Source organism: Streptococcus sp. GMD4S (genome assembly GCF_000296955.1).
Window position 1 is genome coordinate 54,913 of record NZ_AJRE01000028.1, and the last position, 15,757, is coordinate 70,669.

The following is a 15,757-nucleotide window of genomic DNA, read 5'->3' on the forward strand; positions in this document are numbered from 1 at the left end:
AGAGGACGGTCTATAATGTCAGATAGAAACAACATGAAACTTTTCACCCTAAACTCTAACCATGAAATCGCTCAAAAGATTGCGGATACAGTTGGTGTACCTCTCGGGAAATTATCCTCTCGTCAATTTTCTGACGGCGAAATCCAGGTCAACATTGAAGAAAGTGTCCGTGGTTACGACGTCTACATCATCCAGTCAACCAGCTACCCTGTTAGCAACCACTTGATGGAGTTGTTAATCATGGTTGACGCTTGTGTACGTGCAAGTGCTCATAGTATCAACGTTGTCCTCCCTTACTTTGGTTATGCGCGTCAGGATCGTATCGCTTCTTCTCGCGAACCCCTCACTGCAAAACTAGTTGCCAATATGCTTGTCAAAGCTGGTGTAAGCCGTGTTCTAACGCTTGACCTCCACGCTGTTCAGGTCCAAGGTTTCTTTGACATTCCTGTAGACAATCTTTATACTGTTCCTCTATTTGCTAAGCACTACTGTGATAAAGGGCTTCTTGGTTCTGATGTTGTTGTGGTTAGTCCAAAGAACTCTGGTGTTAAACGTGCACGTAGTTTGGCTGAATACCTTGATGCTCCTATCGCTATCATTGACTACGCCCAAGACGATTCTGATCGTAACGAAGGCTATATCATTGGGGATGTTGAAGGCAAAAAGGCTATCTTGATTGACGATATCCTAAATACTGGTCGTACTTTCTCTGAAGCAGCCAAAATCGTTGAACGTGAAGGCGCAACTGAGATTTATGCAGTATCTAGTCACGGTTTATTTGTTGAAGGGGCAGCAGACCTTCTTGACGCTACAAACATCAAAGAAATCCTTGTGACAGACTCAGTAGCGACCAAAGAAAGGACTCCAGAAAATGTATGTTACATTACTGCTAGCGAATTAATCGGAGATGCTATCGTCCGCATCCATGAAAGAAAACCAGTCAGCCCACTCTTTGCTTACAACAAAAAGAAATAAGGTGATTCTTTGATTTATTTGGACAATGCTGCTACAACTCCTATGTCAGCAGTAGCTATTTCTGAAATGACCAAGGTCATGCAAGAAACTCATGGTAATCCTTCTAGTATTCATAGTCATGGTCGGCAGGCTGGCAAACTCTTGCGAGAAGCTCGTCAAGACTTAGCCCACTTACTAGGAACCAAACCTCAACATATCTTTTTTACATCTGGCGGTACAGAAAGTAACAATACAGCCATTATCGGCTATTGTCTCCGTCATCAAGAACGTGGAAAACATATCATTACTACAGCTATTGAACACCATTCTGTGCTTGAGACTATCGATTATCTGGTTCAACATTTTGGTTTTGAAGCAACTATCATCCAACCAGTAAATCAAGAAATAACTGCCCAGCAAATTCAAGAAGCCTTACGTGACGATACCATCCTCGTTTCCACCATGTATGCTAATAATGAAACAGGAAGTCTCTTACCTATCGCTGAGATTGGACGTATTTTAAAAGATCATCCTGCTGCATATCATGTAGATGCTGTTCAAGCTATTGGGAAAATTCCTATCCATCCAGAGGAGTTAGGAATTGATTTCCTCAGCGCTTCTGCCCACAAATTCCATGGACCAAAAGGAGTCGGATTTCTTTATGCTTCTTCCGCGGACTTTGATTCCTACCTTCACGGTGGAGACCAAGAACAAAAGAAACGGGCTGGAACAGAAAACCTCGCTGCCATTGTAGGTATGGTCTCTGCTCTCAAAGAGGATTTGAATGACCAAGTTGAGCATTACCAAAAACTAAGCGCACTTAAATCTATTTTTCTAAAAGAGATTTCCGATTTAGACTACTATCTCAATGAAAGTCAAGACCAACTGCCTTATGTTTTTAATATCGGTTTTCCTGGTCAGAAAAATGATTTACTTTTACTTCGGTTAGATCTTGAAGGAATTTCAATTTCTACCGGTTCGGCTTGTACTGCTGGTATTGTGCAAACCAGTCATGTACTTGAAGCATTTTATGGACCAGATTCACATCGATTGAAAGAATCTGTCCGTATCAGTCTCTCTCCTCTTAACACCGAGGATGAACTGATACAACTCGCACAAACCTTAAAAAATATTATTGGAGATTAATCTAATGGCATTCGAAAAAACCATTAAACTACAAAACTGCCGCTACGACTACACACTTAGCCCAACTGTCAAAAAGTTCACACTGAAAGATAATACTTTCTTTGAAACAAAAGTTGGAAACTTCGAACTGACTCGTTTGCTTGAGAAAGTACCCAACAGCGGTGAAGGTTTCAAGCTAAAAATCATCATCAACAAAGACCTTACAGGTGCTAAACTCAACATCACTGACAAGTCAGGCCTTCGTTTGGTTAATATCTTTAAATCAGAAGACAACCACATTCATCAGGAAAAATTCTACTTCCTCATGGACAGTTTAGTAGAACGCGGTATCTTCACTAAAGAAGAAAGATAATTGACTATGTATCGACTTACCTATCAAGATAACTATCACGTAGAACGTACACTTGAATATAAGGATTACGAAGAGCTTATGTTATCTCTATCAGGCTGTGTGACCCTACCTGATACTCTCCTAATCAGCTCCTTAACGCTGAATGATAAGGTGATTTATCAAGGATTGGTTGGCGATCTCTACCGTTTTCTATCACAAGTTCATTTTTCAGATAAAAACTAAGAAATTTCTTAGTTTTTTCTTGTTTTTGTTGATTTTTTCACAATGTTTCTATAAAATAGAAGAATAGAAAGGTTGTGATTTTGTGAAAGATAAACAGTCTGCTATTCCAAAAGCAACAGCAAAAAGACTCTCTCTTTACTATCGAATTTTCAAGAGATTTCATGCAGAAAAAATCGAACGTGCCAACTCCAAGCAAATTGCAGAGGCTATCGGTATCGATTCTGCGACAGTTCGTCGGGATTTTTCCTATTTTGGCGAACTAGGTCGTCGTGGTTTTGGTTACGATGTCAAAAAATTGATGAATTTTTTTGCGGATCTCCTAAATGATAACTCAATTACAAATGTTATGCTGGTTGGGATTGGAAATATGGGCCATGCCCTTCTCCACTACCGATTCCACGAGCGTAACAAGATGAAAATTATCATGGCCTTTGACCTAGATGACCATCCAGAAGTTGGAAGTCAAACACCAGATGGGATTCCAATCTATGGTATCTCACAGATTAAAGAAAAAATCAAAGAAGCAGATGTCAAAACTGCTATCCTAACAGTTCCAAGTATTAAATCACAAGAAGTTGCCAATCTTTTGGTTGATGCAGGCATAAAAGGTATTCTCAGCTTTTCCCCCGTTCACCTTCACCTCCCAAAAGATGTGGTCGTTCAGTATGTCGATTTGACAAGCGAACTCCAAACCCTCCTCTATTTTATGCGTAAAGAGGATTAGAAAGCGAAAGCATTTATGAAAAAACCAGTTATTGGGATTACAGGAAATGAAAAAGCTCATCCAGATGATGACATCATGATGAGCTATGCAGCAAAAGGCTTTGTTGAAGGAGTCAAGGACGCTGGCGGAATTCCAATCATCCTACCGATTGGTGATCAAGAAATGGCTACCCATTACATCAGTATCATTGATAAGCTCATCTTAACGGGTGGGCAAAATGTTGATCCAAAATACTATGGTGAACCAAAGGCTATTGATAGTGATGACTACCACCTTCAAAGAGATATTTTTGAACTAGCACTTATCAAAGAAGCGATTAAGCAGAAGAAACCAATTTTCTCTGTTTGTCGGGGTACTCAACTTTTCAATGTCGCCATGGGAGGCACGCTTCACCAAGATATCGAGGATCATTGGCAGGACTGTTCAGCCGAATACACAACACAACGCCTCGTAACGGAACCTGATACAATTCTCCGAGAGATCTATGGAGAAATCTCTCATATCAACTCCTTCCACCACCAGAGCATTAAAGATTTAGCTTCAAATCTTAAGGTTGTAGCACATGATCCTAAAGATGGAGTTATCGAGGCTGTGACAACTACGGACGGTTTTCCTTATCTTGGTGTCCAATGGCATCCTGAATTTCTCTTTGAAAATCGCCCCAAAGATAAAACGCTATTTGACTATGTTGTTAATGAACTCTAAATTAGATTCGTCTTTTCACGGTAACTAAAGTAATCCGAGTGAGAGACAATCAGATGGTCCAAGAAAACGATACCCATCAGTTCGCAGGCTTCCTTGACTAGCTTAGTGACATGATCGTCGTTTCGACTAGGAGATACTGCACCAGATGGATGATTGTGAACGAGAATCACGGAGGTAGCCATATGCTTGAGGGCATAGTGAAGAATTTCCCTCGGTTCAGCAATGCTGCGTGTCGCAGATCCGATAAAAATAGTTTGCTGATGGATGATTTGATTTTGAGTATTGAGATAGAGCGCCACTAGGTGCTCTTGTTTTTTGTCGCCAAGTTCCTGTTGCATTTTCTTGGCTAGCTTTTGACTACTGAGAATACTTTCCATCTCAAGGGTTTCATGTTTGTGAATGCGGTGTCCCAGTTCAATCACTGCTTGTAGTTCAATGGCTTTAATCCGTCCAATACCAGACAGACTCTGCAATTCCTGCAGGGTCATATTTTTCAGATCAGTTAGACTGTTAAGACTATTCAAGACTCTCTGGGAAATTTCAAAAACATTGGCCGTACGCGTTCCGGTTCTGAGTAGAATTGCTAGCAATTCTTGATTGCTCAGTGCCTCTACTCCTTCTTTAACCAGTCTTTCTCTAGGCAAAAGTGAATCTTCTTGGAATGAAATGCTGTACATAAAAATCCTCCTCACTTTATTATTCGTGAGAAGGATGGAAAATTAGATTTTTTTCTCAATTGGAGCTACACTGGCTAAGAGTTTTTTCAGCCCCACTTCTGGGAAATTGATTTTCAACTCCTGAGTATCACCGCTACCAGAGACTTCCAGAACAGTTCCCTCTCCCCACTTCTTGTGGAGAGCAATATCCCCAATAGACCAGTTGGTATCGCTTGAATCTTTTTTATTTCCGGCTGCTAACTGTCCAAACGGAAGACCACTTGACTGGATAGAGCTTGGTGCAGCATTCCGTTTCCGTTCTTGAAGGGCCTGAGCTAGGCTCATACCTTGACCAAAGGCCACTCCACCACTGCTATAAGATGCCTTAAAGCTAGTATTCGCCGGACGAGCCAAGCCTTGATATTCAATCAAGTCCGAACTAATTTCATTGATAAAACGAGTTGGACGATTGTAGTTGGTACGCCCAAAAAGCAAGCGAGAGTTAGCATTGGTCAGATAAAGGATCTTTTCTGCGCGTGTAATACCGACATAGGCCAAACGGCGTTCTTCTTCCAGTTCATCAGGATCCTCAGCTGCACGGCTAAGTGGAAAGACATTTTCCTCCATCCCAATGATAAAGACAACTGGGAACTCAAGTCCCTTAGCTGCGTGCAAGGTCATCAAGGTCACTTCCGATGTTTCCTGACTACCAGAGTCCGTATCCGCAATCAGGGCAAGGTCATTCAAGAAACGACTGAGTTTGTCCAAACCTGTTTCCTCTTCTTGACTATCAGGATTGTCGTCAAAATTCTTGGTAACAGATAGAAATTCCTCGATATTTTCAACCCGAGCCTTGCTTTCTAAGGTCGCTTGGGCATTGAGAATATCGATATAACCTGTTTTTTCTAGAACAGCCTCAACCAGCTCGGTGATAGTTAATTGATCCAGTTTTTCTCGCAAATCCAAAATCATATTGGCAAAGTCCCAAATTGACTGTGCTGCCTTCCCCTTGATTCCTGATAACATGATATTGGCTGAAGCATCCAGCATAGACATGTCTTGCATATTAGCAAAGCCGCGAATTTTCTCAACGGTTCCTGGGCCAATTCCGCGTTTAGGCTCGTTGATAATGCGCTCAAAACTGATATTATCACTCAAATTGGCAATGAGGTTAAGATAAGCGATAATATCACGGATTTCCTTACGGCTGTAGAACTTAGTCCCACCAACCATGGTATAAGGAATATTGGACTTGAGCAGGGCTTCCTCAATGGTACGGGATTGCGCATTAGTCCGATAAAGAACTGCAAAATCCTTGTGGAGGAAGTTTTGACTACGACCAAGTTCATCGATGGTTTTTGCTACAAAAACAGCCTCATCCTGTTCGTCATTTGCGCGATAGTAAATAATCTGCTCTCCATCCGCATTCTGAGTCCAGAGATTCTTAGGACGACGATTTTTATTGTTTTTGATGACGTCATTGGCGGCTTGGAGAATGGTTTTTGTTGAACGATAATTTTCTTCTAACAAAACAACCTTGGCGTTAGGGTAGTCTTTCTCAAAATCCAAGATATTCTGCATATCAGCCCCACGCCAACCGTAGATAGATTGGTCTGCATCACCGACCACGCAGATATTTTTAAAGCGTGAAGCCAAAAGTTTGACCAGTTGGTACTGTGCATGGTTGGTATCTTGGTACTCATCAACGTGAATGTACTGGAACTTCTGCTGATAGTAGGTCAGAACATCAGGATTCTGATCAAAGAGACGCAGGGTCAGCATAATCAAATCATCAAAGTCAACCGACTCAGATTGACGAAGCTCTTTTTGATAGGCTGTGTAACACTGAGCCACGATTTGCGTATACATATCACCAGCTTGAGCAGCATATGCGGCATCATCAATCAGGTCATTCTTAGCATTGGAAATGGTTCCCAAAATGGTCCGTTCATTCCACTTTTTAGGATCCAAGTTTAACTGCTTGAGGATTCGTTTCATGAGGGTTCGCTGTTCACCAGGATCTACAATGGTGAAATTACGATTGTAGCCAATATGATCCGCATCGCGACGTAGGATACGAACACACATGGAGTGAAAGGTCGCAATCAGACAGTCCTGAGTAGCTGGATTGAGCCCATAGGCACGCTCCTTCATCTCACGAGCAGCCTTATTGGTAAAGGTAATGGCCAAGATATTCCAAGGATTGACCATCTTTTCATCAATCAAGTAAGCGATTCTGTGAGTTAAAACACGAGTCTTTCCAGAACCAGCCCCCGCCATGATTAACAAGGGCCCTTCTGTCGTTTGCACCGCCTCGGCTTGACGGTCATTCATTCCATTCAATAATGCGTTCATTTTCTCTTCCTTACTCTTGAAGTCAATGTTTCTATTATATCAGAAATCAGGGAAAATATCTTTACATAGACCGGTTGCGTCTAGAAAGTAACTCTATTATCAGCTGAAGACAACTCCTCATATCTAGACAAGAAAATGAGTTTGGATAGCTTTTCCAAACTCATTTAAATCAATTGCAATTTACTAGAACAATCCTAGAACGGTTCCGTCACTTTCAACATCCATGTTGAGAGCTGCTGGTCGTTTTGGAAGTCCTGGCATGGTCATGACATCACCAGTAAGAGCAACGATGAAGCCAGCACCCAATTTTGGTACCAATTCACGAATGGTAATTTCAAAGTTTTCTGGTGCTCCAAGTGCATTTGGATTATCAGAGAAACTATATTGAGTTTTAGCCATACAGATTGGCAATTTGTCCCAACCATTTTGAGCGATTTGGGCAATTTGCGTTTGAGCTTTCTTCTCAAAGTTCACTTTGCTACCACGGTAGATTTCAGTGACAATCTTTTCAATCTTTTCTTGGACAGAAAGGTCGTTGTCATAAAGACGAGTGTAGTTTGCTGGATTTACTGAGATTGTCTTGACAAGCGTTTCGGCAAGTGCTACACCACCTTCTGCCCCATCAGCCCAGACACTTGCTAGTTCAACTGGCACATCAATAGAAGCACAAAGTTCTTTCAAAGCTGCAATTTCAGCTTCTGTATCAGTAACAAATTCGTTAATCGCAACAACTGCTGGAATACCAAACTTACGAATATTTTCAACGTGACGTTTCAAGTTAGCAAAACCTGCACGAACTGCTTCTACATTTTCCTCTGTCAAAGCGTCCTTAGCTACACCACCATTCATCTTAAGGGCACGAAGGGTTGCAACGATGACAACTGCATCTGGAGATGTTGGCAAGTTTGGTGTCTTAATGTCAAGGAATTTCTCAGCACCAAGGTCCGCACCAAAACCAGCTTCAGTAACAGTATAATCAGCCAAGCGAAGGGCTGTGCTTGTTGCCAAAACAGAGTTACATCCATGAGCGATATTGGCAAATGGACCACCGTGTACAAAGGCAGGTGTACCGTAAATTGTCTGAACCAAGTTCGGTTTGATAGCATCTTTCAAAATCAATGCTAACGCTCCCTCAACCTGTAAATCACCAACAGAAACAGGTGTTCGGTCATAGCGATAGCCGATAACGATGTTAGCCAAACGGCGTTTCAAATCCTCGATGTCCGTAGCCAAGCAAAGAATAGCCATGATTTCTGAAGCAACAGTAATATCGAAACCATCCTCACGTGGAATACCATTTAGAGGACCACCAAGTCCAACGGTCACATGACGAAGAGCGCGGTCGTTCAAGTCCACAACACGTTTCCAAAGAATACGACGTTGGTCGATTCCCAGCTCATTTCCTTGGTGTAAGTGGTTGTCAATCAAGGCAGAAAGAGCGTTGTTAGCAGTTGTAATGGCATGCATATCCCCAGTAAAGTGAAGGTTGATGTCCTCCATTGGCAACACTTGAGCATAACCACCACCGGCTGCACCACCCTTGATCCCCATTACTGGGCCAAGAGACGGTTCGCGAATGGCAATCATGGTTTTCTTACCAATCTTGTTCAAGGCATCCGCAAGACCAATGGTAATGGTTGATTTCCCTTCACCTGCAGGTGTTGGATTGATGGCAGTAACCAAGATCAATTTCCCAACTGGATTGCTCTCAACTGCACGAATTTTATCAAAGCTGAGCTTAGCCTTGTACTTCCCGTACAATTCCAAATCGTCGTAAGAAATACCAAGTTTCTCAACAACATCAACGATTGGATTCAACTCAATACTCTGTGCGATTTCAATATCTGTTTTCATTCAAAACTCCTCTAACCTCTAATATGATAATTCATTATAACACAAAACAAGATTTTTAACATCCATAAACTCTCTAAACGTTCGTAAATATCCTGAATTTCAAGATTTTTAGGGCCCTTTGAAAAATTTTATATGGCTTTATAGTTTTAGACTATAAAGAATGTGAAAATAATCTAGTCAAGAAAAAAATTATCAATTTCAGACAAATCATGGAGAATTTTATTATCTTCAATTTCTAAACTTTCTGCCATCTCAATAGAGTACTCAAACCTAAGTTTAGTATTTATTGACAAATCAAACGAATATGCTTGTATTTCGCCCAATTTTTTATACTTTTCTATAATTTCGTTGTAAATGACAAGATAATTTTCATCTAAAGTTTTTATGTAACTATTCAGATTTTCTCTGTAATCTTGAATTATCCTTTGTTCTCTTTCATTTAATATTCCCTTACCTATCTCCCAAATTATTGAAGTAGATATTGAACCAACTACAGAACCAAGAACAGGTATTGGAATCATGATCTGACCAATACAAGCACCAATTGTAGCAAAGGAAGCATCTATTACATTTAATGTCAACAGATTCATAAGTTCATCTTGAGTTATTTCGGAAGATCTGAATCTCAAAACAACATCTATCATCCCATAAGTAGCCATTACTAAAGCACTGGCATTTGGAGCACTAATACCCAAAATATTTGTTAATCCGTAAATTGAATATCCTGATATTGCTCCACTTGCAACTCCTTTTAATGAATTCAATCCACAATCTAACCAATCGGATTGTTCGAATTCAAAGATACTTTTTCCTTCTATGTATTTTCCATACACAGTCGACATTAATGCTAAACCACCTTGTAAAAAAGCTGCGTTTCTTGCAACCTTGTTAGCTTCTTTTAAATTTGGTAATGCATGTTTTTGGGTCACTAATCTTTTTTTATTTAATTCTTGTTGTTTTAGTCTGACTGTTTTACGAATATTCTTCTCTTCAGAATCTATAAGAGAATGAATTGAATTTTTTTGAGCGTCTTTGTAATCTAGAGCAGAGGATTTCATCCAATATTTGTATGAAGTAAGTCCCTTGCTTTCAGTGATATCATTAATCATTTGGCGTATATCCGTAATTTGTTTAATGGATAATCTCTTGCCATTCAATTCAACTTCTTTTGCTCCAGCCATTATTTTTTCAAATACTTGAACGTGATCTTTTGGAAACATCATTTTCATTTTTGAACTGTAATGAAACGATTGAGCTAGTTCATCACGTAAATTACCATAAAACTTCATTTGAATGGTATTTCTACCAATTAATAAATCGGCTGGTCCATTATCATTCAATACTTCGACAATAGGATTTAACCCTTCAATGGCTCTCCTCGCATTTACAATCCCTGCTTCTGCAAATTCAGCGATAAAGCCATGACCACCATAATCTCCTCCACGCTTCTTTAAAATAACGTCTTCAATATTGTCTCTCGTATAGTTTAAAATCTTTGAGGCATTGTCCTTGTTTAAGATGACTCTGCGTGCTTCATCCTCTATGATTTTCATAGCATTATGTAAATCTTGAATTCTCAAGTTATTTAAACAATTGACATATGCACCAATACCTTGGTTAAAAGCTTGATTAAAAATCTGGTTACTCATTTATTCTAATTTCCTTATTTACCATAGCAGTCAATGATAGAGTTGAATTCACTAAAGCACCTGCTTGATATTTTTCGTCATCAGTAAATAAGCTATAGTCCATTCCAGTTAAAGATAAATTGGCTAAATAAATTCCTTCTGTTTGTTTTTCAGTTAGTTCTATTAATTCCGTAACTTCTATTACTTTTTCTTTAAGTTGTCTAGCCAACAATTCTACCTTTTTCTGTTCCTCTATAGCCTCTTTTGCAACTTCTTCATTTTTCCTATTAGCTACTACACCCGCCCCAACAGAAGCGGTCAACATAGCGCCTGCAATTCCCCAACCGACAGGACCAGCCAATGCCAAAAATGCGTTACCGGCTGCCACTCCACCGCCACCAGCTGCTACACTTCCACCACCTAACCAAGCCAGAGCGGCGCTATTTGCTGCAGCACCTGTCAAACTTGAAATTGCAGTACCTGTTGATGCAACACCAAATGTAGTTGCAACACCCATAGCGGCAGTAGGCCCTAAAGTTGCAACTGTTACTCCTAATGCGCTAAGTGAAGCCGTAGCCGCTGTGCTACCACTTGCTAATTCAGCTTCCTTAATTGACTGTGAAATAGCAATTTGCTTATCTTCAAAATTCTGAATTTCAACATCAATTGCTTCTAATTTTGTTTCAAACTCTTTTGGTTTATTTGCTAGTTTGTTAATTCTTTCTTCAACAATTTTTACAACTTTGATAGCTTTGTCCCTAACTTGATAAAGCTCTATTGATTTATTAGCCAAGCTATCCGCTTCCTCATTATAACAACTAATAGCTTCATTATATCCATCAACAGCTTCTTGTCTTAGTTTAGAATTAAAAAGGTCTACCGATTCAATTTGTTCTTTTGTATTATTCGCTATTTTCCCAGCTTCGTTAAATGTTTCAGAAGTCACATTTGTTATCTGATGTGCTACATCTCCGGCAACTCCAACAGCTTTCACTGAGACATCTGAGACAACATTACCAACTTGGCTTGATACTTCACCTATAGTTTTTACAGATTCAGTAATAACTTCTCCAGTAAATTTACTCGCTTCATTTAAAGCTTCGCTAGTAGCAGAACCGACATCATTCAGTACTTTACCAGCTTCCTTTGCAATGTTGTCTGCAAATTTAAAAAAATCCATAATAATACCCCTATTAATTTACTTAGATTCATTATCTTATTTATTACTATAAATGTCAATAATAATATATTTTTCTTTTAAATGCTTTCTTTGACTTGCATATCATTTTTGTGTACAATAGTCCTATGAAAATTTTAGTCACATCGGGCGGTACCAGTGAAGCTATTGATAGTGTCCGCTCTATTACTAACCATTCTACAGGTCGCTTGGGGAAAATCATCACAGAAACCTTGCTTGCTGCAGGGCATGAAGTTTGTTTGATAACGACAAAACGAGCTCTTAAGCCAGAAGCTCATCCCAACCTAAGCATTCGAGAAATTAACAATACCAACGACCTTCTAGTTGAGATGCAAGAATGTGTTCAAAATTATCAAGTCTTGATTCATTCAATGGCCGTGTCTGACTACACTCCTGTCTATATGACGGGGCTTGAGGAAGTTCAGGCTAGCTCTAATTTAGAAGAATTTTTAAGCAAGCAGAATCATCAAGCTAAGATTTCTTCAACTGATGAGGTTCAGGTCTTATTCCTAAAGAAAACACCTAAAATCATATCTCTGGTCAAAGAATGGAATCCTGCCATTCATCTGATTGGGTTTAAATTGCTGGTTGATGTCTCTGAGGATTATCTCATTGAGATCGCACGAAAGAGTCTTGTCAAGAACCAGGCTGACTTAATCATAGCGAATGATCTTACTCAAATCTCAGCATATCAGCATCGGGCAATCTTTGTTGAAAAAGATCGTCTTCAAACCGTTCAAACCAAAGAGGAAATTGCAAACCTCCTCCTTGAGAAAATTCATACATACGATTCATAGAAAGGAAAGCCATGGCAAACATTCTCATCGCAGTGACAGGTTCCATAGCCTCCTATAAAGCAGCTGATTTAGTCAGTTCTTTGAAAAAACATGGCCATGATGTCACTGTCTTAATGACAGAGGCGGCAAGAGAGTTTATCCAGCCTTTGACACTACAGGTACTCTCACAGAATCCAGTTCACCTTGATGTCATGCAGGAACCCTACCCTGATCAAGTCAATCATATCGAAAGAGGAAAAGAAACAGACCTTTTTATCGTTGTCCCTGCTACTGCTAATACCATTGCCAAACTTGCGCATGGTTTTGCGGATAACATGGTGACCAGTACGGCTCTTGCCCTACCAAGTCACATCCCTAAACTCTTAGCTCCAGCCATGAATACAAAGATGTATGACCATCCTGCAACTCAGGCTAATCTAAAAACATTAGAGACCTATGGTTATCAGATTATCTCCCCAAAAGAATCTTTACTAGCCTGTGGCGATCACGGCAAAGGCGCCCTAGCTGACCTGAATACTATATTAGAAAGAATAAAGGAAACCCTCGATGAACAAACGCTCTAACATTGCCCCAATTGCTATCTTTTTTGCAGTTATGCTCGTTATCCACTTTTTGAGCTCTCTCCTATTTAATCTTTTCCCATTTCCAATTAAACCAACTATCGTTCATATTCCAGTAATCATTGCTAGTATCATTTACGGCCCACGAGTTGGTGTTACACTTGGTTTCTTGATGGGACTGCTAAGCTTAACGGTAAACACGATTACCATCCTTCCAACCAGCTACCTCTTTTCTCCATTCGTACCGAACGGAAACATCTATTCTGCGATTATCGCTATTGTCCCTCGCATTTTGATCGGTCTGACACCTTACTTGGTCTATAAACTGATGAAAAATAAAACTGGGCTAATCCTAGCTGGTGCCCTTGGTTCCCTTACCAACACCGTCTTTGTCCTCGGGGGAATCTTCTTCCTTTTTGGAAATGTCTTCGATGGCAATATCCAAAAACTCCTGGCAACCGTTATTTCTACAAACTCAATTGCCGAGCTTGTCATCTCTGCCGTTCTAACAGTAGCAATTGTCCCCCGTCTCGAAACTCTGAAGAAATAAAAAACAACTCCACTTTCGTCCTGAAGGTGGAGTTTAGCATTTAAAACATAAGAAATATCAATAGAATGTGAAAGCCAAAGAGCAGGAGCTGATACGAAAGAGGTGTAGGTTGCTGACTTTTTTGGCTATCCAAGTATAGAGTTAGAGATAGTAAAACCAAACCAAATGCAATCACCAATCTGACGAAATGAGCAATTTCGAGTATTGCTGCCATCAAAAGAAAACCTAATAAAGGAAGGCTAAAAAGTGAAACAGCCAGACTGCTTGCTAATAGAGAGAGTAGCGACAGGACCAATAAACTATAAACTAGGAAACGAGTCCAACCTGAGACTACTTTCCCTTCACTTTTCTGTTTTGACATCATCACGATTACCACAATTAGGTAAACAAAAAGTATCATCACAATTTCTCCTCAGCTCCTATTATTCTTTACCACATTTTAACCAAATTTTCCTGAAAAATCAATAATACTTCTTGACTTGATTGGTGATTTATTGTACTATACTTGTGTATATACAGATAAATGGAGGTTCTTATGGATATACGGAAAAAAACGCAGTTTATGACTATGACTGCCCTACTCACTGCAATAGCGATTTTGATTCCAATCATTATGCCTTTTAAAATCGTTATCCCACCGGCTTCTTACACCTTGGGAAGTCATATCCCCATCTTTATCGCCATGTTTCTTTCGCCTTTGATGGCTGCTTTTGTGATTATTGCTTCTAGTCTCGGTTTCCTGATGGCAGGCTACCCTATGGTTATTGTCCTACGCGCCTTTTCTCACATCGTTTTTGGTACTTTGGGGGCTTTGTACTTAAAGAAATTCCCTGAAACCTTGGATAAACCAAAGGCATCTTGGATTTTTAACTTTGTTTTGGGTGTTGTTCATGCTATCGCTGAAGTAATAGCTTGTATCATCTTTTATGCTACTTCAGGGACAAATGTTGAAAATATGTTTTATGTTCTCTTTGTCCTAGTTGGTTTTGGCACAATCATCCATAGTATGGTAGACTATACATTAGCACTAGCTGTCTATAAAGTGCTTCGAAAACGTCGCTAAAAGGAAAAACTATGACAAAGGATCGCAAACAAGCTCTTCTCAAACTGTTAAAAGAGGCGCCAAAAGCTCTCAATGGTCAAACCTTGGCTGAACACTTTCATGTTACGCGCCAAGTCATTGTACAGGACATCGCTATTCTCCGAGCAGATGGAGCTCCTATCCTATCCACCAATCGTGGCTATATCTACAAAGAAAATGATGCCAGCCCCTACGTGCACAAACTCTTTAAAGTGAAACATGAACTGGAAGAAATCGGTCAGGAACTTCTAGCTATTGTAGATAATGGCGGACGCGTTCAAAATATCTTAATCGATCATCCCGTTTATGGCGAAATTGAAACCCTACTCAAACTCACCTGCCGCCGAGATGTCCAGCACTTTCTGGAACAAGTCGAGAATTCAGACTTTAGACCCCTTTCTGAATTGACAGACGGCATCCATTACCACCTTGTTGAAGCCGAGACACAACAAGACCTCCACTATATCGAGGAGGCCTTGGATCAGTTAGGTTATTTAGTAAAAGACTAGAAAATTTCTTTTTCCCAGCCGTCCTCTGTGCGGTGGCGATAGAAGAACTCAGACTTGTCAGGTGCTTCCATCATTTCCATCAAAGGCAACATATCATAGGCCAGTTCCAAATTTGGAATCTGGTCTTTTTGTACCCAAGATACTTCTCCTTCATCTGAAGATTGGAGATTCCCAGTAAACTCTGTCGTCTTATAACAAAAAACGATGTAGCGCCCACCTGTATCTAAGGGCCAATTTTTAATGCCGACTAGTTGAGGATTCTGAATGGTCAGGCCAGTTTCTTCGTATATTTCACGAATGACAGACTCGGCAAAGGCCTCGCCATTCTCAACATGTCCTCCTGGAAAGGCATAGCCAGACCAGCGATTATTTTCGGGTGAACGATACTGCATCACCACGCTCTGGGTTTCGAGGTCTTCAATCAGACAGATATTGGTTAAAATAGTTGCTTGGGCACGGGACATAG

At 40.2% G+C, this 15,757-nt stretch carries 18 protein-coding genes; 11 read left to right on the top strand and 7 right to left on the bottom strand.

Annotated features, from left to right (window positions below; all coding sequences use genetic code 11):
* Nucleotides 1-15 precede the first annotated feature (15 nt).
* The 6 genes from GMD4S_RS00710 (at nucleotide 16) to GMD4S_RS00735 (ending at nucleotide 4,103) form a co-directional block, all read left to right on the top strand.
* Entirely contained in the window at nucleotides 16-975 is a 960-nt protein-coding gene (locus GMD4S_RS00710) for a ribose-phosphate diphosphokinase (protein ID WP_001283843.1), read from the top strand.
* Between the two features lie 9 nt (nucleotides 976-984).
* Nucleotides 985-2,100, top strand: coding sequence for a cysteine desulfurase family protein (locus GMD4S_RS00715; RefSeq protein ID WP_000639677.1), 1,116 nt, complete (start codon nucleotides 985-987; stop codon nucleotides 2,098-2,100).
* Nucleotides 2,101-2,104: 4 nt separating this feature from the next.
* A complete protein-coding gene (locus GMD4S_RS00720) occupies nucleotides 2,105-2,452 on the top strand; it encodes a DUF1831 domain-containing protein (protein ID WP_000863523.1) in 348 nt (115 codons plus the stop codon).
* A 6-nt stretch (nucleotides 2,453-2,458) separates the two neighbouring features.
* The gene (locus tag GMD4S_RS00725) at nucleotides 2,459-2,674 is read left to right on the top strand and encodes a DUF4649 family protein (RefSeq protein WP_000286094.1); all 216 of its coding nucleotides are present in this window, start codon (nucleotides 2,459-2,461) and stop codon (nucleotides 2,672-2,674) included.
* Between the two features lie 82 nt (nucleotides 2,675-2,756).
* Nucleotides 2,757-3,398, top strand: coding sequence for a redox-sensing transcriptional repressor Rex (locus tag GMD4S_RS00730; protein ID WP_000653408.1), 642 nt, complete (start codon nucleotides 2,757-2,759; stop codon nucleotides 3,396-3,398).
* A 15-nt stretch (nucleotides 3,399-3,413) separates the two neighbouring features.
* Nucleotides 3,414-4,103, top strand: a complete 690-nt coding sequence (locus GMD4S_RS00735) for a gamma-glutamyl-gamma-aminobutyrate hydrolase family protein (protein ID WP_000743322.1) — start codon at nucleotides 3,414-3,416, stop codon at nucleotides 4,101-4,103.
* On the opposite strand, the gene radC is transcribed toward GMD4S_RS00735, so the two are convergent.
* From radC to GMD4S_RS00760, 5 genes are all read right to left on the bottom strand, one after another.
* Nucleotides 4,100-4,780, bottom strand: a complete 681-nt coding sequence (gene radC / locus GMD4S_RS00740) for a RadC family protein (protein WP_000286949.1) — start codon at nucleotides 4,778-4,780, stop codon at nucleotides 4,100-4,102. The two genes, GMD4S_RS00735 and radC, sit on opposite strands and share 4 nt — an antisense overlap.
* 42 nt (nucleotides 4,781-4,822) lie before the next feature.
* Nucleotides 4,823-7,114 carry a DNA helicase PcrA gene (pcrA, locus tag GMD4S_RS00745; protein WP_000992895.1) on the bottom strand — a complete coding sequence of 764 codons (2,292 nt, stop codon included), beginning with the start codon at nucleotides 7,112-7,114 and terminating at the stop codon, nucleotides 4,823-4,825.
* 183 nt (nucleotides 7,115-7,297) lie between these two features.
* Complete coding sequence (locus GMD4S_RS00750) at nucleotides 7,298-8,968, bottom strand: formate--tetrahydrofolate ligase (RefSeq protein ID WP_000845303.1); 1,671 nt, start codon at nucleotides 8,966-8,968, stop codon at nucleotides 7,298-7,300.
* A 173-nt stretch (nucleotides 8,969-9,141) separates the two neighbouring features.
* A complete protein-coding gene (locus GMD4S_RS00755; RefSeq protein WP_000070715.1) occupies nucleotides 9,142-10,617 on the bottom strand; it encodes a hypothetical protein in 1,476 nt (491 codons plus the stop codon).
* Nucleotides 10,610-11,776: a hypothetical protein gene (locus GMD4S_RS00760; RefSeq protein ID WP_000345295.1), complete on the bottom strand. Its 1,167-nt coding sequence runs from the start codon at nucleotides 11,774-11,776 to the stop codon at nucleotides 10,610-10,612. Before GMD4S_RS00760 ends, GMD4S_RS00755 begins: the two co-directional genes overlap by 8 nt.
* A 125-nt stretch (nucleotides 11,777-11,901) precedes the next feature.
* On the opposite strand from GMD4S_RS00760, the gene coaB reads away from it, so the two are divergent.
* From coaB to GMD4S_RS00775, 3 genes are read left to right on the top strand one after another with little or no spacing between them, the layout of a single operon-like run.
* Nucleotides 11,902-12,591: a phosphopantothenate--cysteine ligase gene (gene coaB / locus GMD4S_RS00765; protein ID WP_000699511.1), complete on the top strand. Its 690-nt coding sequence runs from the start codon at nucleotides 11,902-11,904 to the stop codon at nucleotides 12,589-12,591.
* An 11-nt stretch (nucleotides 12,592-12,602) separates the two neighbouring features.
* The gene (gene coaC, locus GMD4S_RS00770) at nucleotides 12,603-13,154 is read left to right on the top strand and encodes a phosphopantothenoylcysteine decarboxylase (RefSeq protein ID WP_001274049.1); all 552 of its coding nucleotides are present in this window, start codon (nucleotides 12,603-12,605) and stop codon (nucleotides 13,152-13,154) included.
* Entirely contained in the window at nucleotides 13,138-13,701 is a 564-nt protein-coding gene (locus tag GMD4S_RS00775) for an ECF transporter S component (protein ID WP_001042719.1), read from the top strand. The genes coaC and GMD4S_RS00775 overlap by 17 nt, the downstream gene beginning before the upstream one ends.
* A gap of 40 nt (nucleotides 13,702-13,741) precedes the next feature.
* On the opposite strand, the gene GMD4S_RS00780 is transcribed toward GMD4S_RS00775, so the two are convergent.
* Nucleotides 13,742-14,101: a hypothetical protein gene (locus GMD4S_RS00780; RefSeq protein ID WP_000600206.1), complete on the bottom strand. Its 360-nt coding sequence runs from the start codon at nucleotides 14,099-14,101 to the stop codon at nucleotides 13,742-13,744.
* Between the two features lie 135 nt (nucleotides 14,102-14,236).
* Between GMD4S_RS00780 and GMD4S_RS00785 the strand changes: the two genes are divergently transcribed.
* Both GMD4S_RS00785 and GMD4S_RS00790 read left to right on the top strand, forming a co-directional pair.
* Complete coding sequence (locus GMD4S_RS00785) at nucleotides 14,237-14,764, top strand: ECF transporter S component (protein WP_000354640.1); 528 nt, start codon at nucleotides 14,237-14,239, stop codon at nucleotides 14,762-14,764.
* 11 nt (nucleotides 14,765-14,775) lie between these two features.
* Nucleotides 14,776-15,291: a transcription repressor NadR gene (locus GMD4S_RS00790; protein WP_000159158.1), complete on the top strand. Its 516-nt coding sequence runs from the start codon at nucleotides 14,776-14,778 to the stop codon at nucleotides 15,289-15,291.
* Here the strand turns inward: GMD4S_RS00790 and GMD4S_RS00795 are convergent.
* Entirely contained in the window at nucleotides 15,288-15,755 is a 468-nt protein-coding gene (locus GMD4S_RS00795) for an 8-oxo-dGTP diphosphatase (protein ID WP_000085297.1), read from the bottom strand. The genes GMD4S_RS00790 and GMD4S_RS00795 overlap by 4 nt on opposite strands.
* Between the last annotated feature and the right edge of the window lie 2 nt (nucleotides 15,756-15,757).